Origin of the sequence: Halalkalibacter urbisdiaboli (genome assembly GCF_002156385.1) — a bacterium.
GTDB lineage: Bacteria > Bacillota > Bacilli > Bacillales > Bacillaceae_D > Halalkalibacter_A > Halalkalibacter_A urbisdiaboli.
On the sequence record NZ_MVJM01000001.1, the window covers coordinates 752,479 to 775,066 of the forward strand.

The 22,588-nt window shown below is 38.0% G+C and carries 24 protein-coding genes; 2 read left to right on the forward strand and 22 right to left on the reverse strand.

Going from position 1 to position 22,588, the window contains the following annotated elements; all coding sequences use genetic code 11:
* Positions 1-26 precede the first annotated feature (26 nt).
* The 10 genes from B1R93_RS03890 to B1R93_RS03935 all read right to left on the reverse strand — a co-directional run bounded on the left by B1R93_RS03890 (position 27) and on the right by B1R93_RS03935 (position 10,384).
* The gene (locus B1R93_RS03890) at positions 27-2,171 is read right to left on the reverse strand and encodes a transglycosylase domain-containing protein (RefSeq protein WP_342587498.1); all 2,145 of its coding nucleotides are present in this window, start codon (positions 2,169-2,171) and stop codon (positions 27-29) included.
* A 221-nt stretch (positions 2,172-2,392) separates the two neighbouring features.
* Positions 2,393-4,390, reverse strand: a complete 1,998-nt coding sequence (locus B1R93_RS03895; RefSeq protein ID WP_088102650.1) for a DUF6449 domain-containing protein — start codon at positions 4,388-4,390, stop codon at positions 2,393-2,395.
* Positions 4,365-5,267, reverse strand: a complete 903-nt coding sequence (locus tag B1R93_RS03900; protein WP_088102651.1) for an ABC transporter ATP-binding protein — start codon at positions 5,265-5,267, stop codon at positions 4,365-4,367. Before B1R93_RS03900 ends, B1R93_RS03895 begins: the two co-directional genes overlap by 26 nt.
* Entirely contained in the window at positions 5,264-5,641 is a 378-nt protein-coding gene (locus tag B1R93_RS03905) for a GntR family transcriptional regulator (protein ID WP_088102652.1), read from the reverse strand. Before B1R93_RS03905 ends, B1R93_RS03900 begins: the two co-directional genes overlap by 4 nt.
* A gap of 129 nt (positions 5,642-5,770) precedes the next feature.
* A complete protein-coding gene (locus B1R93_RS03910; RefSeq protein ID WP_088102653.1) occupies positions 5,771-6,403 on the reverse strand; it encodes a response regulator transcription factor in 633 nt (210 codons plus the stop codon).
* Complete coding sequence (locus B1R93_RS03915; RefSeq protein ID WP_088102654.1) at positions 6,400-7,458, reverse strand: HAMP domain-containing sensor histidine kinase; 1,059 nt, start codon at positions 7,456-7,458, stop codon at positions 6,400-6,402. Before B1R93_RS03915 ends, B1R93_RS03910 begins: the two co-directional genes overlap by 4 nt.
* Positions 7,455-8,309 carry a cell wall-active antibiotics response protein LiaF gene (gene liaF, locus B1R93_RS03920; RefSeq protein WP_088102655.1) on the reverse strand — a complete coding sequence of 285 codons (855 nt, stop codon included), beginning with the start codon at positions 8,307-8,309 and terminating at the stop codon, positions 7,455-7,457. Before liaF ends, B1R93_RS03915 begins: the two co-directional genes overlap by 4 nt.
* Positions 8,310-8,330: 21 nt before the next feature.
* Positions 8,331-9,194 carry a DUF4097 domain-containing protein gene (locus tag B1R93_RS03925; protein ID WP_165763718.1) on the reverse strand — a complete coding sequence of 288 codons (864 nt, stop codon included), beginning with the start codon at positions 9,192-9,194 and terminating at the stop codon, positions 8,331-8,333.
* Between the two features lie 131 nt (positions 9,195-9,325).
* On the reverse strand, positions 9,326-9,973 hold the full coding sequence (locus tag B1R93_RS03930; protein ID WP_088102657.1) for a PspA/IM30 family protein: 648 nt from the start codon (positions 9,971-9,973) through the stop codon (positions 9,326-9,328).
* A gap of 15 nt (positions 9,974-9,988) precedes the next feature.
* Complete coding sequence (locus B1R93_RS03935; RefSeq protein WP_088102658.1) at positions 9,989-10,384, reverse strand: LiaF transmembrane domain-containing protein; 396 nt, start codon at positions 10,382-10,384, stop codon at positions 9,989-9,991.
* A gap of 264 nt (positions 10,385-10,648) precedes the next feature.
* Here B1R93_RS03935 and B1R93_RS03940 point away from each other — a divergent pair, with 264 nt between their 5' ends.
* Positions 10,649-11,365: a cytochrome c biogenesis CcdA family protein gene (locus B1R93_RS03940; protein WP_088102659.1), complete on the forward strand. Its 717-nt coding sequence runs from the start codon at positions 10,649-10,651 to the stop codon at positions 11,363-11,365.
* Between the two features lie 410 nt (positions 11,366-11,775).
* Here B1R93_RS03940 and B1R93_RS22650 read toward each other — a convergent pair whose 3' ends face one another.
* The 4 genes from B1R93_RS22650 to B1R93_RS03955 all read right to left on the reverse strand — a co-directional run bounded on the left by B1R93_RS22650 (position 11,776) and on the right by B1R93_RS03955 (position 14,694).
* Positions 11,776-11,925, reverse strand: a complete 150-nt coding sequence (locus B1R93_RS22650) for an HPP family protein (protein WP_165763719.1) — start codon at positions 11,923-11,925, stop codon at positions 11,776-11,778.
* Between the two features lie 23 nt (positions 11,926-11,948).
* Positions 11,949-12,686, reverse strand: a complete 738-nt coding sequence (locus B1R93_RS03945) for an EcsC family protein (protein ID WP_088102660.1) — start codon at positions 12,684-12,686, stop codon at positions 11,949-11,951.
* Positions 12,687-12,748: 62 nt separating this feature from the next.
* A complete protein-coding gene (locus tag B1R93_RS03950; protein WP_088102661.1) occupies positions 12,749-13,954 on the reverse strand; it encodes an ABC transporter permease in 1,206 nt (401 codons plus the stop codon).
* Complete coding sequence (locus B1R93_RS03955; protein WP_088102662.1) at positions 13,951-14,694, reverse strand: ABC transporter ATP-binding protein; 744 nt, start codon at positions 14,692-14,694, stop codon at positions 13,951-13,953. Before B1R93_RS03955 ends, B1R93_RS03950 begins: the two co-directional genes overlap by 4 nt.
* A gap of 182 nt (positions 14,695-14,876) precedes the next feature.
* On the opposite strand from B1R93_RS03955, the gene B1R93_RS03960 reads away from it, so the two are divergent.
* Positions 14,877-15,200: a DUF4870 domain-containing protein gene (locus B1R93_RS03960; RefSeq protein WP_088102663.1), complete on the forward strand. Its 324-nt coding sequence runs from the start codon at positions 14,877-14,879 to the stop codon at positions 15,198-15,200.
* Between the two features lie 51 nt (positions 15,201-15,251).
* On the opposite strand, the gene B1R93_RS03965 is transcribed toward B1R93_RS03960, so the two are convergent.
* The 8 genes from B1R93_RS03965 to B1R93_RS04000 form a co-directional block, all read right to left on the reverse strand.
* Entirely contained in the window at positions 15,252-15,932 is a 681-nt protein-coding gene (locus tag B1R93_RS03965) for a hypothetical protein (protein WP_088102664.1), read from the reverse strand.
* Between the two features lie 16 nt (positions 15,933-15,948).
* Positions 15,949-16,593, reverse strand: coding sequence for a pilus assembly protein TadG-related protein (locus B1R93_RS03970; protein WP_088102665.1), 645 nt, complete (start codon positions 16,591-16,593; stop codon positions 15,949-15,951).
* A complete protein-coding gene (locus B1R93_RS03975) occupies positions 16,590-17,000 on the reverse strand; it encodes a TadE/TadG family type IV pilus assembly protein (protein ID WP_088102666.1) in 411 nt (136 codons plus the stop codon). Before B1R93_RS03975 ends, B1R93_RS03970 begins: the two co-directional genes overlap by 4 nt.
* A 181-nt stretch (positions 17,001-17,181) precedes the next feature.
* On the reverse strand, positions 17,182-18,009 hold the full coding sequence (locus B1R93_RS03980; RefSeq protein WP_088102667.1) for a hypothetical protein: 828 nt from the start codon (positions 18,007-18,009) through the stop codon (positions 17,182-17,184).
* Positions 18,010-18,096: 87 nt separating this feature from the next.
* Complete coding sequence (locus tag B1R93_RS03985) at positions 18,097-19,344, reverse strand: hypothetical protein (RefSeq protein ID WP_088102668.1); 1,248 nt, start codon at positions 19,342-19,344, stop codon at positions 18,097-18,099.
* A 63-nt stretch (positions 19,345-19,407) separates the two neighbouring features.
* Positions 19,408-20,799 carry a vWA domain-containing protein gene (locus B1R93_RS03990; RefSeq protein ID WP_088102669.1) on the reverse strand — a complete coding sequence of 464 codons (1,392 nt, stop codon included), beginning with the start codon at positions 20,797-20,799 and terminating at the stop codon, positions 19,408-19,410.
* Positions 20,800-20,830: 31 nt separating this feature from the next.
* Complete coding sequence (locus B1R93_RS03995) at positions 20,831-22,234, reverse strand: VWA domain-containing protein (RefSeq protein WP_088102670.1); 1,404 nt, start codon at positions 22,232-22,234, stop codon at positions 20,831-20,833.
* Positions 22,235-22,326: 92 nt separating this feature from the next.
* Complete coding sequence (locus tag B1R93_RS04000) at positions 22,327-22,530, reverse strand: hypothetical protein (protein ID WP_088102671.1); 204 nt, start codon at positions 22,528-22,530, stop codon at positions 22,327-22,329.
* Positions 22,531-22,588: the final 58 nt, after the last annotated feature.

Consider the following 22,588-nt stretch of genomic DNA (forward strand, 5'->3'; position numbering starts at 1 on the left):
CGACTGTTAAATCTCAGTCCATCAATTTAATGAAAGCCAAACCGAAACGAGACGTCAGCTTGATTTGACGCTTCTCCCGCTCGCCTTGTTGTAGAATCATAGGGGACGACTTCATATGTTTTTGTTAAAAACGGATTCGGGCGCGGGACGATAAATTGATGATCGCCGACTACTGTTGCCAATTGTTGGCGTTCCCCTTTATAGACTTCATAAACGTTGTAATGGACACGAGTATCATTCATGCCTGTCCATGTTAGTTTTACACTCATGAGTCCTTTTCCTCCCATTGAAAGGGTCGCAGTTAAATCATCAATCTTCGTCATTCGGACAGGTGGGGAAAGCTCATCAACGCCATCAGGTTTTTGGAACGAAACTTCTCGTTTAATGGCTTGGTCCCCGTTAAGAATATCCTTAAATAATACAGTAGGATACGAGCTTCCTCCGCTTAGAAATTGCTCTGACGTTGTTGTATCATACCCCATCCATACCGCACCAACTACTGAAGGGGTATAGCCCACAAACCAGGCATCCTTGGCACCACCTTTTACGCCTGTATATGAAGTTGTTCCCGTTTTTCCAGCTAACGGAATATCAATATTGCCACTTTTCCCAGTTCCTTCTTGAACAACCGCTTCTAGCATTCTCGTCATATTCCAAGCGGTTTGTAGAGAAATGACCTCTTTTTCCTCTTGGTTTACTCCTGCCATCCACTTTCCTTGCTGGTCATAAATAGCCGTAATAAAATATGGTTCGATCATCTTTCCCTCATGAGCAAACGCACGATAAGCCTTTGTCATTTCCAAAGGTGTAACACCCTCTTGTAATCCACCTAAGCCAAGTGCCAGCCCTCGATCTGGGATAGCAAGCTCAAAACCCTCAAGCTGTTTAATTGAACGGTCGATTCCAATTTCATTTAACAGCCATACTGTCGGGGCATTTAGTGAATGCGTTATTGCATCATAGAGTGTTACTTCCCCAGCATACGTATCATTGTAATTTCGTGGAGAATATCCAGCGTAGTCCAATCGTTCATCTCGGAGTAAAGAATAAGGATGGAATGCGCCTTCTTCTAGTGCAGGCGCAAAAACGGCTAACGGTTTAAATACTGAGCCAGGCTGCCGTTTTACATTTACTCGATTTATGCCACGTCTAACATAATCTCTGCCCCCCTGAGCAGCAAGCACCCCTCCTGATTCAATATCCATTAACACAAAGGCAGCCTCTGCGTCCTGATTATCTACAGGAAAATATTCATTGTCCCTTATTAATGAGTACGAATGCTCTTGTAATGACTGTTTCATCGGGATTACAATGGTATATCCACCTGTTAGGAGCTCTTCATTTGAGAATTGATAGCGCAGTTGTGCTTCATCGATGACCATGTCAATATAAGTTAAATAGGATTTCTCCTCGGTAAAGCGATTCACATCGATCGAAAGTGTTCTACCACGGTATCGTTTCACCTGCTCAGCTGTTAAATTGCCTCTTTTCTCCATAGCTCCTAAAACGACATCGCGACGTTGTTTGCTCTTATCCGGATGATTAATAGGAGAATACGCATTTGGTGCCTTCACCATTCCAGCAAGGAGTGCCCCCTGCTCTACTGTTAACTCATTTACACCCTTGTTAAAATATAGAGAGGCCGCTGCTTGTATTCCATAAGCTTCATGACCAAAATAGATCCGATTTAAATACATTTCTAAAAGTTCATTTTTACTGTAACGTCTTTCCAGATTCATGGCTATAAGCACTTCTTTTGTTTTACGAAGCCACGTTTTATCATTTGTTAGAAAGACATTTTTAGCAAGCTGTTGTGTAATCGTACTTCCACCTTCAACTTTTGCCCCTGCAACAATATCCCGATAAAGGGCACGTGCAATTGCTCGTATATCAATTCCTTGATGGTTGTAGAACCTTGTATCTTCGACTGCAACGAATGCTTCTTGAACATGAACAGGGACTACGGCTAAGGATATCTTTTCTCTGTTCTCTATAAACAATCTTGTAATGATATTCCCTTCCTCATCAACAATTTTTGTTGTTGTATCCATTACTAATTTCTTATCATCAATCACATAGTTCCCTAAAAGAATAATCAAAACGAAAAGTACTAAACTTACAAACACCATACCTGCTAAAAAACTTGTACCAATTAAAAGCTTCTTCTTCAATCTACCACCTCCATATAGGTGATTCTTAATAGTATACCCGTTAATTCAGAGTGAAAAACCAAAAACCTCATTCTCTCGAGGGTATTCGACAGCTCCATTCCTATTTACGTCTATATTATGAATTAGTTACGTAATCAACAGAACTTCACCTTTTTATCTTCAAAAAAAAGAGTATTGTAGTAGGGTTTAACCCTATACAATACTCTTAATATGATTCAACCTTAAAATAATGAACTAATTTCCTCTGGTGTTTTCCCTTTTGGAAAGACACCGTAAAACTCCTCACCATGTACAGTTTTAAACAGTACATAGTACTGCCCAAAACTGTAGGAACTGTAGTGATTTAAAGCTAGTTCAACAATTTCCTTGTCCTTGACCTCAATCTTTTGCTCATCTTTTACTGGAGAATGTCTATCTGGATTAAAGACTTGACTCGGATGTAACCATAGCTCGTTTCCTTCAGAAATATGAGCAAACGTAACAGATTCAATATCTTCCGGTAAAATTAGAATTTCCTCGGTATAACCCTTCTCATCTAACCAGTTATTCACCAGATTAAATGATTTTTCTAAAGAGTAGGCCCGAACTTCTTCATTATACATCCCGTGTTGGCTTGCAATATTCTCGACATTAGCAGGTAAGAAATAGAAGGTAGCCCAATCAGCAGTTTGATCCATTATGTCATCGTAGCTCATAGCTCGAAGCTCTTCTTTTAAAAGCTGCTGTAGCTCTTCAATTTCCTCTTTATCAGTAATCACGACGCGTCGCTCAATTTGGTTAGATGAGATCGTTAACTGGTCCATTTCCATGTCAAGCTGTTCTAAATGAAAATGCTTGTTCTTGTAATAATCAGATTCAATTATAGTGGCAAGTTCCTCTTTAATCATATCCTTTTCTACTAAGTACTCTCGAATAAGAGTGCCTCCATTTTTCAGCTTGTAGGCAATAACATTACTATAAAAATTAGGGTTATTCGGACTGGGCGTTGATGGTCTATTCGTTACGATTGACTCATGTAACGTTCTAACGTTTTCCACCAATTCAGGGTCATCTATAAACACCGATTCCCCCCTTTTTTCTGCTTCTCGTAATTCATAGAAATGTTCCCCATAATACACACTTTCTATCTTTTCAAGTTCTGGCACTCTCGTTTCAAACCCTACTATATCCATTTTGACAGCTACACATAGAATAACTACAACAACAGCAAAGCTCCCATATTCAACTAAAGAACGTAATGAGAAGATTCTCCATGTTTTCTTTAAAATCATATCAGCAACGAAGTAACCTAATATCGATCCGGTAATATAACCAAATACAATCCAACCAATATGATTATTCATTGAGAAATAAGAACCCGCTACTAACATCGCACAAAAAGTCACACCATACTTAAATACAGGTCTTAACGGTTGAAAGGTAATCGTCTGGGTAGCCATTTCAATATGTCTAAATCGATAAAGCACATAACCCAAAACTACAAACACTACTAAAAATACTAGATAAAGAACTACATCCATTCCTGTTAAAGGATTTCTCTGTATTTCGGCAAGATGAAGTAGAGGTGACCATGTCGTTGCACCATCATAAATAAAATGTTGCTCTGAATAACCATATAAGAAAATCTTTAGATGCTGATTAATCAAGACAAGGAAACCTGCCGGTAATATTAAGAAAATAAAAGTTAGAATACCTTGAGCGACAGAGACGCCCGTTAGCATCCCAACAAAAGTTGAAAAGACGAAAATAAAAACCGTAAACAAACTAACAATTAGGACCCAACTCCATACATCCTCCTGTGTTAGTAAACTTCCAACTGGCGCGACATTCATAACAATCGCGGTAATGAGTGCAGTTAACCAAACTGGGAAAAGGAGCATAACAAACCCACTAAAAAGATGATTAACATATAAGGGACCTCTCCGAATAGGCAAACTATGACTCAAATCTGCAGATGACTTTTGCTGCATATAACGAAACAGAAAAATTCCCGCAATGATAGGTGTACCAATAATAAAGAGGACTTGAATTTCCCATTCAATCATAAATAGATTTTCGATATGTGCATATCGATATTTGATTCCTTCTTCCTCCATTCGTAGCATTTGAAGAGGAAGAGAGAATAGGAGACCTATTAAAAAGATAATACCTATCCAGCCATGCTGCTTAAAATCCTGCTTAATGATTCCTAGGTTAAATAAGGATGTTTTCGATGGCATAGCCAATTCCCCCCATCTCATAAATAAAAATTTCTTCTAAGGTCAGGGGCAAGCTATCAAAAATAACCGGTTTATATAATCTTACCTTTGCTTCAATTTCATCTTGCTGACCTTTTACAATAAAAACAGAGACACTGCCACGCTGTTCACTATGTAAAACATGTAGCTGGCTCTTTAACTGTTCAACATCCGTTGTATTCCGAAATGCTACCTGAATCTTATGAGTATCTGATTTTAAATCGTCCAACTCTTTCTCAATAATTAATTTCCCATCATGCATAATCCCGATATGATCACAAATATCTTCTATTTCTCTAAGGTTATGGGAAGAAATCAAAATCGTCATTTCTCGTTCAGCTACATCTTGAAATAATAAATTTTTGATTTTTTGACGCATAACAGGATCTAACCCATCAATTGGTTCATCAAGAATTAGCACATTCGGCATACAACTTAAAGCTAACCAAAATGCTACTTGGCGTTGCATTCCTTTCGAGAGTCTATGAATCTTACGTTTCGGGTCAATTTGAAATACTTGCTTTAACGTGTTATACCTTTCTTCGTTCCACGAAGGATAAAAGTGTTGATAATAATCTGCCATCTGGCGAACCGTTGATTGTGGTAAAAAATAGAGAGCATCAGGAATAAAGACAAGCTGCCCCTTTATCGAAACATTCTCATAAACAGGTTCACCTGCAATTAAGACTCTTCCATCGTCTGGTCTGTAAATACCAGCTAATGTTTTCATAAGTGAGGTTTTACCCGCACCATTTGACCCTAGTAATCCATATATGGTTCCTTTTTGAACATGTAAGTCTACGTAATCAACGGCAAACTCTTTTTCAAAAGACTTCCTTAACCCTTCTACTTTTATCATTCTCCCCCACCATCCTTTGCCTCCTCAAACCACTGAAGAAGCTCTTCTTTCGTCAAACCTAGATAAATTGCTTCCTGGATTAATTGTATAAACTGAGGTTTCAGTTCTTTTACGATTTTTTCCTCATTCGACATTAATTCAATAGGTGCCACAAAATACCCCTTTCTATTAGAAGAGTAGACATACCCCTGTCTCTCCAATTCACGATATGATTTTTGGATTGTATTCGGATTAATTGTTAAGTCGTTTGATAAAGAGCGAACAGAAGGCAGCTTTTCGTCCGGTTTAAGGACTTCTGTAATAATCGCTTCTTTAATTTTTTCCATTAGCTGCTCATAGATCGGTTTTCGACTACGCAAATCTAATTCAAACATTTCATCCCTCCTCATCTGTGTTATCTGTATTATTTGTGTTAATACAGTTATTATAGATCTGCTTCCTCATTTTGTAAATGGTTTAAAAAAAAATAAAAACATGCTAAAGTTTTTTATCTTTAGCATGTTTTATTTCGCTAAACCATGTCGGTGTGCGTATATTGCAATTTGCGTTCTATCATCTAAATCAAGTTTTTGTAAAATATTACTTACATGTGTTTTAACCGTTTTTATTCCAATATATAACGCATCGGCGATTTCTTGATTACTTTTTCCATCACCTATTAATTGCAATACATCAAGTTCACGAGGTGTTAAATCATTATGTGGTTCTTTGTCCTTCGATGTTCGCATTTTTTGCATCATTTTATTCGTAACTTGTGCTTCAACAACCGACTCACCTTTTGCAGCAGAACGAATCGCCTTAGCAATCTCTGAGGCTGGAGATGTTTTCAATAAGTAGCTAAATGCACCCGCTTCAATAACTGGATACACCTTCTCGTCATCAATAAAGCTCGTTAACACAATAATTTTCACATCAGCCATTTGCTTCGTAATTTCTGAAGTAGCGGTTATTCCATCCATCTTTTCCATTACTAAATCCATAAGAATCACATCTGGCTTTGTTTCTAATGCTAGCTTTACTCCTTCTTCGCCATTTGCGGCTTGCCCCACAACATCCATATCCGATTGAGTCGATAGAAATGCGCTTAAACCCATTCGTACCATTTCATGATCATCAACGAGAAGCACCTTAATCATTCCATTTCCTCCCCTTGCCAAGCAATTGGCACCTTTGCCTCAATTTGTGTTCCTTTACTCGGGACAGACACCACTTGTAGCACTCCACCAACTTCATTTACTCGCTCCCTCATCGTTTGCATACCATATGAGCCGTGCTTGATTGTATCAGAATGAAACCCTATCCCATTATCAATAATTTTCACTTTAATTTCTTGTCTTGTTTGCTTCAATTGAAATTCTACGTGAGTTGCCTTAGCATGTCGTAAAATGTTAGAAATCGCTTCCTGAATTAGACGGAAGAGCTGGTCTTCTATCCCTTTAGGAATCGATGTATCTGGATCCATCTCACAAACGATATTAATGTTTTGCTTTTGTTCAAGCTCTTCAAATAAATTCCGAACACCTTCTCGGAGGCTTTTTCCTTCTAAATGAGCAGGACGTAAATGAAGAAGTAAGGCTCTCATTTCTGCTTGAGCCGTATTAGCCATTTGTTCAACTAGCTCCATTTGCTGCTTCGATGTCTCATCTGCATTGACAAAACCTTGCTTAATCGCAGCTGTCATCATCGAAATCGCAAATAGTTGCTGGCTAACAGCATCATGAAGATCACGCGCTAATCGCTGCCTCTCCTCTGTGACCGCTGCCTTTTTGACTGTCTCTTGCATCATCGCCCTTTCAGAGGAGAGCCGCTGTAATGAAGCCACTTGCTCTTCAATATGAGCAGCCATTTGATTCATTCGCTCCGCTAATTCTGCAAGCTCATCCTCCCCATCAAGCGCTACGCGATGCGAAAATGTCCCACGCTCATAACGTACCGCCCCATGTAAGAGTTGATCAATTCGTTTTTTTATCGGATCAGCTTGAATATATCCTCCTGTAAAACCCGTTAACAAAATAAAAAGAATGATCCATATAATAACGGGAATCCCCACAAGTTCATTGTCATAAACAAGCAGTAACCCGCGGGGGTTATCGTACGTCATCAAAAACAAAATTAAAATAGAGGTGATCATCGTTATAAAAAAGCTATGACGAATAAACTGCCATTGTAAACGGGCCATCCGCTTTTTCATACAGCTCTCACCTTCACTTCCCCAATCACGGTCGAAAGTATAAATTTCACTCGACGTGGAGCTTGCTTATAGTCTTGAGAAGAGACATTTAGCTGTTGATTTAAACCGCTATGCTTTTCATGAAATAGCGATATTTCACCAATCATGGAACTAGCTTGAACGGAAATCGCTAAATCATCTGGGACATAAACATCGATCTGGCCAATCAGCCCTTGAATAATGACAACTGTTTCACCTTCAGGAATAATTGCCTTTGATACATCAAGCCGAACATCGCCTAAACCGTTCCAAATTGTCATATCACGGAGTTCAAACTGCTCTCTCGTATAATGAATATCTCCGATTAAACTTCGTCGAATAGACGGTGTTGAAAAAATCCTCTCTTCATGGCGTTTTTGTTGAGTGAACTCTTGTTCCTTATCAGCAACATCATTCTCACCTTGATTCGGTGTGACATCCGTAATCGCTACCTCTGGCTTGTTTTTCGTTACATGTTTTGTCTCATCTCTTTCTTTCTTATCCTCCTGCTTAACCTGATGGTTTTCTTGACGAGTCTCCTTCTTCTTTGCTTTTTTCTTATCCTTCATTAATTTCAACCCATAATAGAGAAAGACAATCCCGACTAAAAGAGAGACAAGGTTTACACCTAAGGTTTGGTCAAAAAAAATACTTGCACTTAATATAAAGAAAATGGTTGCTAATAGCTTTCTTTGTCTCTGATAGAAAAAGAGACCGAGAACGAAAAAGATAATCGGTGCAATAAGTGAGCCGGATGATGGAAATATCGAGTTCCAAAAAATATTTACACCAATAATGACAATGATGATACCGAAAAGTGTTTTTTTAGACACCCTTTTCGTCCTCCCTTCTGTTTAAGCTCCTCGAATGATAATATCACCTGAAATAGATTTTACGTTTACTTTATATTTACCTTCACCTATTTTACCAGATAATTCACGTTTCTGGTTTGACTGTTCACTTAAGGCAGGCTCTACAAGAAAATCTCCTGATGTTGTGTTTAGTGTTAGCGTGGCATTCCCATTCGGAATAACCATCAGAATATCGCCCGATGTGGTGTTAAGAGTTACTTCCTCATTTTCATGAGCAAACTCTATGAACATATCCCCTGATACGGTGTTAGCATCCAACTCTCCAACCATCGATGAAACTTTTATATCACCGGATACGGTCTTTAATGTTGTTTGCTCGCTAATCACCTCTTCTGTTATTAAATCACCTGATGTTGTCACAATGTTTAACTCAGATACCGTTAACAATTGACTCTTTATATCTCCTGATACCGTTTTTAATACTAACTCTTGTATGTGTAAATTCTCATTAAGTAAAACGTCCCCTGATATCGTCTTTAGTTCAAGTTTTTGCTCGTATTCTTTCGGAATTTTTAACGTGACAGAGGTTCCTTTAGAAAATAATTGAAAGGAGAGCCAATTTAACCTTTTTTCCTTTACATCAATTGACAAATGACTTCCACTCCTTTTAAATTGGAGTGATTTTTTATTATCATCTATAAACGCAGTAACTTCATTTCCTTCGTACGTTTCAATCACCCAATCCGACGACCCACTTGATAGAGTAATTGTTTCAAGACCTTTCATCTCCTCAGCGACTTCCTGCTGTCCGGCAGCCTCTTTTTCATTCGAAAAAAAGGTAGGAGTTGTAGACACAATCAGTAATACCCCAAGTATAACAAAAAAGAAACCAATTACTTTTTTCATCTTCATCTCCCCTTACATTCACATACTTTCTAATATATAGGAAATATAATGAATGGCAAGATATTAAATAACCTTTCTCACGTTCAAATATCGCCTAAACTATCCTCGCTAAATAAGAGGAAGCGAGGGAATTAAACCTCGCTTTTTTCCTTTATGCCTGTTTGAGTTCTATTATTCTTTATCGCTTCAAGTTCATCCTCAATCTCTTTTGTCGTTGTTATTTCATGTGAATGTGCACGGGTACGTAGCTCCATTTCAGCGACACGGTCTTCCACCCTCTCAAATCCCTCTTCAATGGAACGGCTGATGTTATTAAGATTCACTTTTTTCATTTGTTCACTTGCCTTACTCGCTTGAACACGTAATAATAATTCGATTTTATCTCGTAAGCGTACGTACTTTTCTTGTAGCTGTTCTAGATATACACGATATTTCTTTAATTGCTCCTCACTCGTTTGCAGAAGTCCTTCATAACGTTGAATTTGTTCAAAAGCTTGTTTCTTGCTTACTAGTGCTCTTCTTGCTAAATCCTCTTCTCCAGCTTCAACAGCGATCACTGCTTGCTTCTCACGTCGTTCCATCAATTCAGTTGCAAGCTTCTGATCTGCTAACAATTTGTGATGTAGTTGCTCCTGTTTCAGGATTTCTTTTTCAATTTTTTCAATTTCTTTCTTCATATCACGCATATATTGCTTTACCATCATGACTGGCTCTTCTAATTGTTCAAGTCCTTCATGAATTGTTGCCTCTACTAAACGTTTAATTCTTGTAATCGCCATTTTACATTCCTCCACTTATTTATTTACTAAGCGTGCAATTTCTTCGTCAATTGAATCATAGGTTGAGTTTGACTGAACATCATAATCATCTAGCTCAAACTTTGTTTCATCTTCCTCTTCACTAGGTTTAAGTAAGCGATAACCACCATAGACTAACCCAATACCAATTAGCAGACTCATAATTCCTCCAAGTCCACCAAATAGGATGATTGCGCCCAATGCAATCAGAGCAACACTAGAAAACGACCATCGCCCCCTTTCTTGGTAAATGTTATAACCCCAATAAACTAAGGCAATCCCTAAAATCACCCCTAGCAATCCACCTAAATGAATCCCCAGTAAGCTTAAAACTAAGCTGGCTCCTATTAAGATAAGGAGAAAACCTCCTACTGCTTTCCCTGTTCGTTTCATGTATCTTACCTCCTTTTTGAACTAACTTTATTGTAAAAGACTGGTCCACTTTTGCCGACTCGCTTGAGTATGGTTTTTTCTCAGCCTCAAGACTGATTTTGAATTCAGACCTTTGTCCTTTCCGTGAATTTTTCCACTTACAGCCTTCTTCCTTCCCGCAATTCGCTATAATAAAATCAGCATGTTAGAATAAGCTATATTGTCCAAAACATTATTAAATTCTAATAGAGAAAGAAATTACCTAATCGAATGGAGGTGCTGAACTTGGGAGAGGTTACAATTTGGTTAGCCTTTTTGGCAGGAGTTGTTTCGTTCTTATCTCCGTGCATATTTCCACTTGTCCCAGCTTATTTAGCGCAATTAACCGGAGCAACCATTGATGGAAACATAGTCGCTGCTGAACGTAAACTTATTCTTTCGAGAAGTATTGGATTCATCTGTGGTTTTACCTCAATATTTCTTTTACTCGGGGCATCATCGACCTTTATTGGTCAGCTTTTTTGGAGTCATCGTCAACTCTTTGAACAAATTGGCGGGATTATTATTACTGTTTTCGGGCTACAAATGATGGGAATTATTTCAATACGGATGCTACTAAGTGAAAGGAAATTTTCAAAAAAACCGAAAAAGACAGCAAGCTTTGCAAACTCAGTTTTACTAGGCTTTTTATTTGGGACAGGATGGTCCCCATGTATCGGACTCGTTTTGTCCTCGATTTTAATTTTGGCGAGTCAATCAGAGACTATGTGGACCGGAATGTATATGCTATTGATTTATTCAATCGGTCTTGGACTTCCTTTTATTGGTGTTGCCCTTCTTTGGTCAAGGTCCCTTCATAAAATGCGCCGTATTAATAAATGGCTTCCTAAAATCCAAAAGGTGAGTGGCGGAATAATGGTTGCACTTGGCATCTTACTTTTCACAGGTCAGTTTAGTGTCATCTCTGCTTATCTTGCCCGCTTTATTCCGTTTGGACTTTAAAGAAATTTCTAAACCTTTACTTTATAGTTCACAAACGATAGAAACTATAGCTATCTCGTACCTTATTAAAAAAGCCCCTTTTACTTTTAAGTAAAGGGGCTTTTATTATGTCCAATACAAAGGATACTTTCGATTCTTTAAACAGATTATTATAAAAAACAGATAGAAGAACTAGTAGTGTTACACAAATTATGATCGTGAGTAAAAACCCCCACCCAGCGAGGGCACTGAAAAAGGGTGGGTTTCCCTTTTTTCAGTGTCCTTTACGTAATGTGCGTAGCCGTTGCCCGATTTTGCAAGCCTTGCTACGAGTGGTTTTTTCGTAGCAAGGCTTGCAACGTGCGAAGCCATTACTTCTTCTTTGAGTTACTTAAGAAGGTTTTTCAGTGGCCTCGCTATGAGTGGTTTTCTCATAACAGGGCGCTCCACCCAGCCTGCGTATTAATTGCAACAATAACAGTTGCGACGGCTGGTGGATGTACTGTTTTCGTCATAACCATCACATTACGACCGCTAAGGTGATTCCAATCGTAAAGGGAGTCCTCCCAAAGAAGTCCCATATAGCTAAAGCTGTCCACCTAGTTTATGAACGTTTTTTGGACTCAAACCATCTTATTCGATAACCATTCATAGCTGTTTCCCCTAGAAGGTCAAGAAACCGGTAATTTGCCGTCGCACCTACGATTGCCCCAAAACCCGGTATGAGCTGAAGCATTTTCGGCAAATCAATATAATCACGATAATTGATTTGGAAGCTTCGCCAATCAACATCAGCTAAGTATGCCTCTTTATCCGGAAGAAGCTCCCGTTCACGCTCCCAGTTTTCCAATCGTTCTAACAGTTCTAAGCGTTTTTCCTCACTTGTAAAGGCGAGTTGAAATAACAATAATACAAACAAACGCTCACGATAATCACGGACATCAAAGCCATATTGGGAAGCAGTATCAAATAGAAATTTCATTTTTATGCTTAAAAGCAAAGGAAAATCGGCTACCCCAAGCAGAAAGCCTCCAGCCCCAGTTCCCGCTCCTTCTAAAGCGGCAGTCCTTTTGTATCGTTTTATCAATTGCCTAACATTTTCTTCGCGCTCAACAAAGCTCAGACCTGTGACAGGCTCTTTCTTCGATGTATATTCTGAACCAACGAGAGTTGCGTGAACCATATGCTTAATACTCGTTGTTACGATTGAATGAATCTTTTCTGGGACATACGTATTCATCTTTGTTTGCCATTTCTTTGCGTATCGCCCCGTCAAAGATTGTCTTTTCCTCATCTTACGCTTCCAACGTTCAAGTTCCTCCAACACTACCGTTTCATCCATTAGTATCCATTCCCTCCTACATGCATCTTCCCTTTCATTACATGTTCTAACATTCCGTTCCATTACACCTTTTTACGCCGATGGATGAGGGTCGTACTTCCAAAATAACCAAACACTCCTCCAAGGACGATAGAGATACCTGCAATTTGTAAAGAGGAAACAAAAAGAAGAACGATGACCTGTACGCCAAGCATAAGAAGTAGCAATCGCAAAGATAGAAAGGTTAACGCCCCTTTTTTTGAAAGTGAATCAATAGGGTACAAATCAACCCACATCATCACATCATAGTGATACCATAGCGTAGATAATTGCATCATCACCATATGCATGAATAAAATCAAAACAATAAGCTGAAGCCACCCAGTAGGCAAAACATATAAGAGAAGGGCACAAACAAACACTAGTCGCAAATAAATCCCAAAATAATCATTTGAGCGAAGAAAGGAACGAGCAAATAAATAATGAAAAATCGATTGCTGCTTATCACCGAGGATTGGTAATAGTCCGTTTAAATAACGACGCTCACGAATTTGTCGCTTTAATTGCGGAACATCGGTAAATGCATTCGCAATTCGATAAAAGAACATGACCATTTGCTGTTCGACATTAATTAAGTGCTCCCATTTTAATGACCGTCTTCGTGCTAAAGGACGATAGTATAAAAACAACAGTCCTGCCATAATACCAAACAACGCAGCGACATATCCAAACCCCGCACCTGTAAAAAGAAGATAACAAAACACGCCATTAACCATACCACGTAATAATAGGTGTCCACGACGCTCTTCTTCACTTGGTAATCGTTGCTCATTCCAACTCGTTATGACATTCCAAGCTTTAACAATAAACAGTAAAGCAAGCGTAAACCAAAAATCCTCCCCGATTCTCAGAAAAAATAATGGGCCTAGAACAATCATGACGACCGAGAGCACACTAACCTGTAGAAGAAATGAATACAAAAGGGATGCTCGAAAATATGAAGTTAGCTTTGCTTCATAAGGGAGAAGAAACACAAGGTCGGCATGTTTCACAAAAGTCCGAACCCGACTACGTGTCAATAACCATGTAAACACAATGGTAAACACCCACACTGCTGGGAAGGTCTCTGGTAACCAATCGAGCATCTGACTATAATAATAACTACCAATGATAATTAACACATAAATCGTGAATAAAAAACCACTATTAAAAATTAACCGCAAGTAACGGATCGCTTCATTCCAATAAGAACTTACTCTCTCACGCCAAAGCATCATTCCATCCTTCATACGCTCTCGTCCCTTGTCATTTCAATATAGATGTCATCAAGCGTAGCGGTAGGCATGTTAAGGGCTTCTCGCATTTCAACTAATGTTCCCGACAAAACGACCTTTCCTTGATGCAAAATCACAAACCGATCACAATATCGTTCAGCAGTTGCCAAAATATGAGTGGACATTAAAACAGCCGCACCGCGTTTTTTCATATCTGAGATGAAATTTAAAAAAGACTGAATGCCTAAAGGGTCGAGCCCAACAATCGGTTCATCCACGATATAGACAGAAGGTTCAACAAGAAACGCACTCATAATCATCACTTTCTGACGCATTCCTTTTGAAAAATGACTCGGAAACCATTTTTTCATTTTCACCATTTTAAACTCTTTTAATAAACGTTCAGCCCGCTCTTCAAATACTACTTGTTCCATACCGTAAGCTAGTGCAGTTAATTCCAAATGCTCCCATAATGTCAGTTCATCGTATAAAATCGGCATTTCAGGTATGTACGTATACGACTTACGATACTCCACGGAATCATCTTGAAATGATTTCCCGTTTATCGTAATCCTTCCCTTCTGTGGCTCAAGCAAGCCTAAAATATGTTTAATCGTTGTACTTTTTCCCGCGCCATTCAGACCAATTAAGGCAACAATTTCTGATTCCTGAACAGAGAAATCAACATCATGTAGAACAGGTCTTTTCGGGTGATAGCCACCCGTTACCCCTTCTATTTTTAACCGTTCTGTCATACTTGTAGCTCCTTTGTATGTAGTGTTCTTAACAAAGTATAGTGCGATCCATCTATAATTGCTTCTCTATAAATGAGAATTCTCCTGTATAAAATCTGTGAACATCAGATTAAATTCTGCATAGGAGTAATTTAACATTTCATGTAAAATAATGACATACCATTATAGAAGGAGGTGTATCCATGGAACAAAAAGATGAACGAATGTATGCCATGCTCATTTATGTCCTTAGTTTTTTCACAGCACTCATCGGTCCACTTATCATTTGGCTATTAAAAAAGGATGAATCCGAGCTTGTCGATTATCATGGCAAGGAATACCTTAACTTTTTCATCTCGTATTCTGTTTACGGGATTGGTGCTAGTATCCTCATGCTTTTACTCATTGGATTCTTACTTTTACCAGTTATCGGGATCGCTGCACTCATCTTTACAATTATAGCTGCCATCAAAGCTTATGAGGGAGAAAAATACCGCATTCCACTCATATTTCGAATCATTAAGTAAAAAAATCAGGTTAACATCGGCTCGTTCTACCGTGTTAACCTGATTTTTATGTTAGATGAGCAATTCATCTGACCATTTTTTAATACTTGTCGTTAAGAGGGCAATGTAAAAAGGGACAAAAAGAAGATTTAATAAGATTGACGTTCCAGTGATCGCTAAATAACTATTTGTAATTCCCATAATACCGTAGGAAGTTGCAAATCCAATCACAATTTCAATCAACCCTAATACAAAAATAATCAAAAAGAAACGAAAAAAACGTTTTTTTCCGATAAGAATTGCAGTTGATATCGTCTTACGAATCGGTTTGTTCTGGATAATAGATAAATAGGGAACAGAAAATAAAAGCACGAAAAGAATCACACCTGGTATAACCAATAAACCAAGACCAAGTAAAAAGAAAGCTGTGAAAAGTATAGCAAATCCATAAAAGGCGAATCCTCGCTCAAAAAAAGCAAGAAAGGCTCTCTTTAACCCGTACTCTTCTCCTTCTAACTCACTATTAAAAAATTCGATAAAGGGTATCTGTACAATTAAAAAGAAAAATACCATTAAAAAGGCATTCGTGACATCGGCTGGAAACGATGTCGGATAAAACTGGGCAAAGGTATAAACATAGTTTGTTAAAAATAAGTGAAGAATTAAAAAGGGCAAAATCACAGTAAAGCAAAGAACCAACAGCTTTGCAATATTTTGTGTATACAATCGAATCGATTGTGAGAGAATATTCATTTTTTCACTCCTTCCCTTAAAAATATCGTTCTTGCTCTAACCAAGTTAAGTATTCTACGAAAGAAAGTGCAGGACCAAATCCTTCGTCCATCATATTTCGTTGACTCTCCTCTAATAATGAATCGAAAATAAACGATTCGAACCTCGCCGAAGCATGGACTTCAATCCGGTAATCTGAATTAAAGAAAATCAATTTCCCACCATTCGTTTCTCCACCATTTGCTAATATCACGCGTTTCGCCGCATCAGTCGCATTTTGGACAGCACTTGACATTTTATTACGTAATATCATTTGAAGTTGAATATTATAAACTCTTAATTCGGATGACAACACTTCGTTCATAGCTATTCGTTCTTTCTCCGAATCGGAAATTGGCCTAACAATCGACTGTTTATGTCTATCTATCTTTTCTTGCAACGTTTCTGCCAACACATCATCTAACGTTAATTGCGCATCATATTCCGCAATCGCTTCTTTAATAGCTCGATACATCTCTGCTGTAGCCGTAATACTTGCTTGCTCCGCACTATTCGTTGCCTTTCCCTTTACTAGAAACGCGTTCGCCATACTAAATATAATTAAAAACATGACAATCATTGCCCCCATTGAGGCAATGACGACAAGTGAAATATTGCCTTCTTCGGAGTGAATCACCTTCATTCTAAACGTCGTCCTTTCACTTCTCGTTGAATCGGAATGGTGGCATTGTATCCAAGAATTTCATCAGGTAGAAACAATATTTTCAGCTGGACGTCTATTCTTGAAGTAAAAGCACTACTTCCTAACGTAGAAATCGTCGAATAATTCCCACTCGGTGTGTAAAGATTTGCGTTAGCGGCTAAAATCTCCTGTGCAGCAATCTCTGCTTTTGAACTGTCATTTGTAGCAGCATATACCTTAGCCGCTTCATTAGCAGCCGTTTGAATCGAAAACACCGCAAAACCAGCCACAAAAAACTGCCACACAACAAGTAACATCATAAACACAAAGGGCACCATTCCGATAAATTCAATCGTAGCTGAACCACGTTGGTTTTGTTTTATTAAAACCTTTAATTTGGGAATCATGTAACTTCCCTCCTATTTAGGAACTGTTGATTTAAATAATCTTTTCTTACTGCTCGTTTTTGGCAAATAGATTGATAACGTAATTGTTCCAAGAATTTTTACGCTACACCAGTTAGTGATTCTTTCTATTATTTTTCTGCTATTTTTAATTTACTCTAATCCCAGGATTTACAAATTTATCCTACTCAGGATTTCGAACTGTTCTTATTACATCTTGAAGAAGTCTAGCTTTTTTTTCCGTCCTCTTTTGAATAAATTCTTCTACTCTCTCTTCTAAATTAGTCTTATTTAAAATTGGCACATCTTTTTCAAAGTTTTTAATAGATTCTCTCAATGTAGATAAAACAACCTTTTTTTGAGAATACCTCAATAATCTCTCAGACTCTTGAATGTTTGGCAAATCACTTAATAATAATTTTTTCTTTATAGTTTGGATCCAATTTAAAAGTCTTTCTCTATTTTTAGTTGTTTCATCCATGTATAAGGCCTGTTTGTATACAATAGCTGCAAATTTATTTTCTAATTTATCTGCTTCTAAAACATCCTTTTCTGTTAAAAGATTTGTCTTTCTAACTATTTGAATATCTAAGTAGTCGTATTCATTACCGATTTTATTCAATAGTTCTTGCCCTTCGATATGAATGCTATAAGCATTAATTATGGCATCAATATCATTTATAATTTCTTCATCTACTCTACTTAAAGTTCTTAGATTTCTTAAAGTCCTTACTGTCTCATTTGGTAACTCTAATTCTTTTGCTCTCATAATATCTAACCTTGCTGAATTTAACATGCTACTGTTATAACGTAAAAAGTATGTAGCTACTTTTTTAGCTATATTGAAACCAATTATTTCTCCATTTTCATTTAATGCCAATGTACCTGTCGGACTATTAAAACGAAAATACTGCACAAATTTATAATTCTCACCATTTACTTCTATTGAATAGGGGACTATTTCATATTTTTCGAAAAGTTTCTTATACTTTATTATTGTCTTATCTAACATGGATTTCCTCCATTTAAATTTAGAAGTGGATAAATGAACATAAACTTAATTTCTTAGTCAATCTTCAAGATTCAGGTCACTCTAACACTATCCTCCAAAAAAAGAGGTCACTTTGTTAAACATTGTACCTACACCTTTTCTAACTGTATCATAGGTTTTAACAGCAGAATTGATAATCTTCTTCCCATCATTTATGATTTTCTTTCTATTTCTCCAGAGCTTCACTGCCCCTGCTCCTGCTGACAACAGGGCACCTGTAGCAACTAATCCTGCACCAATTGCCTGACCACCAGGAATGGCTAATGCCACTGTCCCGGCCCCCATTAATGTATCTCCAAAACTCCCTATTGTTTCTAGTGTTTTCCCTTCTCTGAAATTATTTATTGTGTCAACAGCTGAAAAGACTGTTCCTATCGCGGCCCCCGCGGCTCCTAATCGACTTACAGCTTTAAAAGCAGTTCCCACTTGCGTTGTAGCTTCCGCTGCACTTCTTGAAAATACTGCTCCTCTTTGAAGTAGTTCTGGTTTTAAATAATTCATCAACTCATTCGCACGTCTAGTACCTTCAGCTAAATTTTTCCCTGTCGATATGACATCAAACGTACCTTTTACTGCATCGTTATTTTGACCTGTCACTAGCTTCATAGACGAATAAAGAATGCTACGTCCAATTTGACCATGTGTATAGTTATCACTATCAACAACACTTATAACCCCAGTTAAGATGTCTTTGCCGAGAAACTTTTGCCAGTCATAAAGATTATTCGGTGCACTTAATTCAAAGTAGCCTGCATCCGCAAAGGGAGGCGTAAATTCATTTGCTGTAAAAGCTGAGCCCGTACCTGCAATTCCTTGCCAAGGGGTGCCATTCCCACTGTTTTGATTCCACGGATTTCCTTGTGCATAGTTTCCATTCCAGGGGTTTCCTTGCCAAAATGAATTATCCCAGCCATTTCCATTAAATGTGTTTCCATCCCAAGATTGACCTAAGCTAGGTTGATTCATCCATGGACTTCCCTGCCAATTGGGATTATTCCATTGATTCCCTTGCCATGATTCACTTGAAAACCGATTCCCATTCCACTGGTTTCCTTGCCATGATTCACTTGACCACTGACTACCTGACCATGACTCACCTTGCCACGGTGTCCCAGTCCATGAATGTCCTTCCCAAGGTGTTCCTTGCCATGAGTTTCCTTGCCACGATTGACCTTCCCATGAATTACCAGACCACGGAGATGCAGCAATAACTGTAATCGGTGCAAGAAAATTAATAATGATAAAAAACGTGGCTAAAAATAAAGCAACCGCAGAACGAATTTGCCTACCTTTCATTCACTTTCTTCTCCTCTCAATGTTTAGTTATGCATTGAGCAACAAAGCTGACTTTTTATCCCATTAGTTTTGAACTTGTTTCTCGTACATGTTTTCGATTTCTTCACGCATGCTTTCATATGTTTCTCTATTACTGTCTCTTAACCCGTCATAAATAGAATTTCCTATATTATGTAGCGATTCTTTCCTATCATTTATAATTTCAGTCATATAAAGTTTATGGTCTAATGTTAATTTCTCTTCTTCCAACCACAAGTATTTTGCGCAAAAAATGACATTGTTCCCTTCCTGAATTACTTTCCCTTTCCAATTATATTTTTCATCGAATATTTCCCCCTTTTGTTCATGGACAGTTTTTAATGTCGTCTTTATAGCATTTGTTTTCCAATCCCTCCATAATTTCGCCATCTCATTCGTCCGGTTAAGCTCTTCCTTTAACTGTTCTTGATTCTCAGCTGATGCGTACACCCCTTCTGCTGCTTTTGCCATATCCTTCAGTTGTTGCTGCTCATCGCTTGGTACATCAAATCCTATGACGTTTACGATCGGCATGATTTCTGATTCTCCAAGCTCCTTCGCTACTTGAACTGGATCACCATTACACGTTTCGATTCCATCACTCACTAGATAAATCACATTCGTGTTGTTCTCACCCTTTAATTCCGCAAAATCCTTTTTCGTTTGCTCAAGCGCATAGGCGATTGGTGTCCAGCCATTCGGATAAAACTCTTCTAATGTTTCTGTAAAATCGGCTTCATGATAAGGCTGTAAATCATAGACTCTATCAGCTCGCTTACAGGAAACCTCTTCGCTTTCACCAATATGACCGTAAACACGAAGTGCGACATTGGCCTCTTCAGGCAACTGTTTCATGAACTCCTTAATCGCTTCTTTCGCAACATCTAGCTTTTGTCTTCCACCTATTTCTTCCTTCATACTGCCACTTGAGTCTAAGATGATTTCAACATTGAAATTTTCTTTCACTTCATAACGAGGATCCTCCACTTCGGGTGAACCAAAAGAGAGTTGTTCCCATCGGTTCACTAATGCCGTTGGATCTGGGTAATCCTCAGCAAAAAGAAGTAGGAGGTTATATAAGTATTGTTCAATTTCCTCATCACTCGCATCTTCATCAAGGACAGGTAATTGCTTTAACGCCTCAATGACCTGTTCATCTTCTTCGTCAAATTCTAGTCCTGCAAACGGGCCGACTGGGAATTCTAGTACTTCTTCTAAAGATGAGGGAATAAGGTTCTTCTCTATACTAGCTAAGGCTACTGTTGAGGCAACTTCCTCAGTTTCATCTATTTCATCAACTTCCTCTACTTCTAAATCTCTATCCTGTAATATCACCTGTTCCTCATTTATTGCATCTGTATTTTCCTTTGAGCATCCAATTATCGCTCCTAATACAACTAAATAAATAAAATATTGAACAAACCAAAATTTAACCATGCTCTCTCCTATTCTATTAAAATAAACTTATTTAATTGTTTTCGACATTCGCATTAAAAAGGTTATCGATCTCTTCACGTAGCTGACTGAAACTTTTTTCGTTATCTTCCTGGAGTTTCTTATAAACCTTTTCTCCAATAACCTCAATTGCTCGCTCTCTTTCATCCATTATTCTTTTCAGTTTCTTTTGAACTTCAGACGGTAGTTTATCAGTATTTTGTGATAAGTATGTGACTGTAAAAAAAATATTTTGTGCTTCAAGGGTCTTCTTTTTTTTCCAAAGATTATACTCATCATGTAATTCCAAGCTCTGTATATTTTTCGTATGGGTTATTGATAATTGTGATTTATTTCTCCATTCACTCCATTTTAAAGCCATCTCATTCGTCCGGTTAAGCTCTTCCTTTAACTGTTCTTGGCTTTTAGCTGATGCGTACACTCCTTTTGCTGCTTTTGCCATATCCTTCAGTTGTTGCTGCTCATCGCTTGGTACATCAAATCCTATGACGTTCACGATTGGCGTGATTTCAGACTCTCCAAGTTCTTTTGCCACTTGAACAGGGTCGCCGTTACACGTTTCGATTCCATCACTCACTAGATAAATTACATTCGTGTTGTTCTCACCTTTTAATTCCGCAAAATCCTTTTTCGTTTGCTCAAGCGCATAGGCGATTGGTGTCCAGCCATTCGGATAAAACTCTTCTAGTGTTTCTGTAAAATCGGCTTCATGATAAGGCTGTAAATCATACACTCGATCGGCTCGCTTACAGGAAACCTCTTCGCTTTCACCAATATGACCGTAAACACGAAGTGCGACATTGGCCTCTTCAGGCAACTGTTTCATGAACTCCTTAATCGCTTCTTTCGCAACATCTAGCTTTTGTCTTCCATCTATTTCTTCCTTCATACTGCCACTTGAGTCTAAGATGATTTCAACATTGAAATTTTCTTTCACTTCATAGCGTGGGTCTTCCACTTCGGGTGAACCAAAAGAGAGTTGTTCCCATCGATTCACTAATGCCGTTGGATCTGGGTAATCTTCTGCATAAAGTAACAGAAGATTATATAAGTATTGTTCAACTTCTTCATCACTCGAATTTTCATCAAGGGTTGGTAATTGTTTTAATTCCTTAATTAAAGGTTCATTGTTTTTATCAAATCTTTCTCCAGAAAAGCTTCCTCCTGGAAAATCTAGTACTTCTTCTAGCGTTGTAGGGATAATCGGACTACCAATTTCAACAAATGAAGATAAATCTTTTTGATTTTTAATCTCATTTACCTGTCTAGGTTCCTCTATATCTAACTCCCTTTCTACTAATGACTCTGGTTCATTATGTATTTTTTCTGAATTCTCCTGATTACAACCAACCAAAAATATTATTAACAGAGTAGATAGAAAAAGAGCTTTTAGTTTAAAACCTACAGAGTGAAGCATAAAATCTTCCTCCTTTTGAATTTATATATGTATTAAATCCGATATTTTCATTATTAAATAATAGAAGTGAGGAGAGAAGGTTCCCCCCTCTCTCACCCACCAATGTTGCTAACAAAATCAACTAATTTACCTAGTATTGCGGATGCAAAAGATTCATCCTCAGCAAAAACAGAGGAAATCGTCCCCACCAATATCACAACCACCGCTGCAATCCCAATCCACTCTAACGATTGAGACCCTCTTTCGTTTTTCGTATAGGATGTGAGCATTGTGTAAAATTTAATGAATGTTTTCATAATTTTTCTCCTCCAAGTTATAGTTTTAAAGTTTTATAGTTAAAGAGAAACGTTGTGC

Bases quoted from the DNA above. Each gene is read 5' to 3' on its own strand.
- B1R93_RS03895 (WP_088102650.1), bottom strand. From the start codon at position 4,390: ATGCCATCGAAAACATCCTTATTTAACCTAGGAATCATTAAGCAGGAT.
- B1R93_RS03900 (WP_088102651.1), bottom strand. From the start codon at position 5,267: ATGATAAAAGTAGAAGGGTTAAGGAAGTCTTTTGAAAAAGAGTTTGCC.
- B1R93_RS03905 (WP_088102652.1), bottom strand. From the start codon at position 5,641: ATGTTTGAATTAGATTTGCGTAGTCGAAAACCGATCTATGAGCAGCTA.
- B1R93_RS03910 (WP_088102653.1), bottom strand. From the start codon at position 6,403: ATGATTAAGGTGCTTCTCGTTGATGATCATGAAATGGTACGAATGGGT.
- B1R93_RS03915 (WP_088102654.1), bottom strand. From the start codon at position 7,458: ATGAAAAAGCGGATGGCCCGTTTACAATGGCAGTTTATTCGTCATAGC.
- B1R93_RS03925 (WP_165763718.1), bottom strand. From the start codon at position 9,194: ATGAAAAAAGTAATTGGTTTCTTTTTTGTTATACTTGGGGTATTACTG.
- B1R93_RS03930 (WP_088102657.1), bottom strand. From the start codon at position 9,973: ATGGCGATTACAAGAATTAAACGTTTAGTAGAGGCAACAATTCATGAA.
- B1R93_RS03935 (WP_088102658.1), bottom strand. From the start codon at position 10,384: ATGAAACGAACAGGGAAAGCAGTAGGAGGTTTTCTCCTTATCTTAATA.
- B1R93_RS22650 (WP_165763719.1), bottom strand. From the start codon at position 11,925: ATGGGACTTCTTTGGGAGGACTCCCTTTACGATTGGAATCACCTTAGC.
- B1R93_RS03945 (WP_088102660.1), bottom strand. From the start codon at position 12,686: ATGGATGAAACGGTAGTGTTGGAGGAACTTGAACGTTGGAAGCGTAAG.
- B1R93_RS03950 (WP_088102661.1), bottom strand. From the start codon at position 13,954: ATGAAGGATGGAATGATGCTTTGGCGTGAGAGAGTAAGTTCTTATTGG.
- B1R93_RS03955 (WP_088102662.1), bottom strand. From the start codon at position 14,694: ATGACAGAACGGTTAAAAATAGAAGGGGTAACGGGTGGCTATCACCCG.
- B1R93_RS03960 (WP_088102663.1), top strand. From the start codon at position 14,877: ATGGAACAAAAAGATGAACGAATGTATGCCATGCTCATTTATGTCCTT.
- B1R93_RS03965 (WP_088102664.1), bottom strand. From the start codon at position 15,932: ATGAATATTCTCTCACAATCGATTCGATTGTATACACAAAATATTGCA.
- B1R93_RS03970 (WP_088102665.1), bottom strand. From the start codon at position 16,593: ATGAAGGTGATTCACTCCGAAGAAGGCAATATTTCACTTGTCGTCATT.
- B1R93_RS03975 (WP_088102666.1), bottom strand. From the start codon at position 17,000: ATGATTCCCAAATTAAAGGTTTTAATAAAACAAAACCAACGTGGTTCA.
- B1R93_RS03980 (WP_088102667.1), bottom strand. From the start codon at position 18,009: ATGTTAGATAAGACAATAATAAAGTATAAGAAACTTTTCGAAAAATAT.
- B1R93_RS03985 (WP_088102668.1), bottom strand. From the start codon at position 19,344: ATGAAAGGTAGGCAAATTCGTTCTGCGGTTGCTTTATTTTTAGCCACG.
- B1R93_RS03990 (WP_088102669.1), bottom strand. From the start codon at position 20,799: ATGGTTAAATTTTGGTTTGTTCAATATTTTATTTATTTAGTTGTATTA.
- B1R93_RS03995 (WP_088102670.1), bottom strand. From the start codon at position 22,234: ATGCTTCACTCTGTAGGTTTTAAACTAAAAGCTCTTTTTCTATCTACT.
- B1R93_RS04000 (WP_088102671.1), bottom strand. From the start codon at position 22,530: ATGAAAACATTCATTAAATTTTACACAATGCTCACATCCTATACGAAA.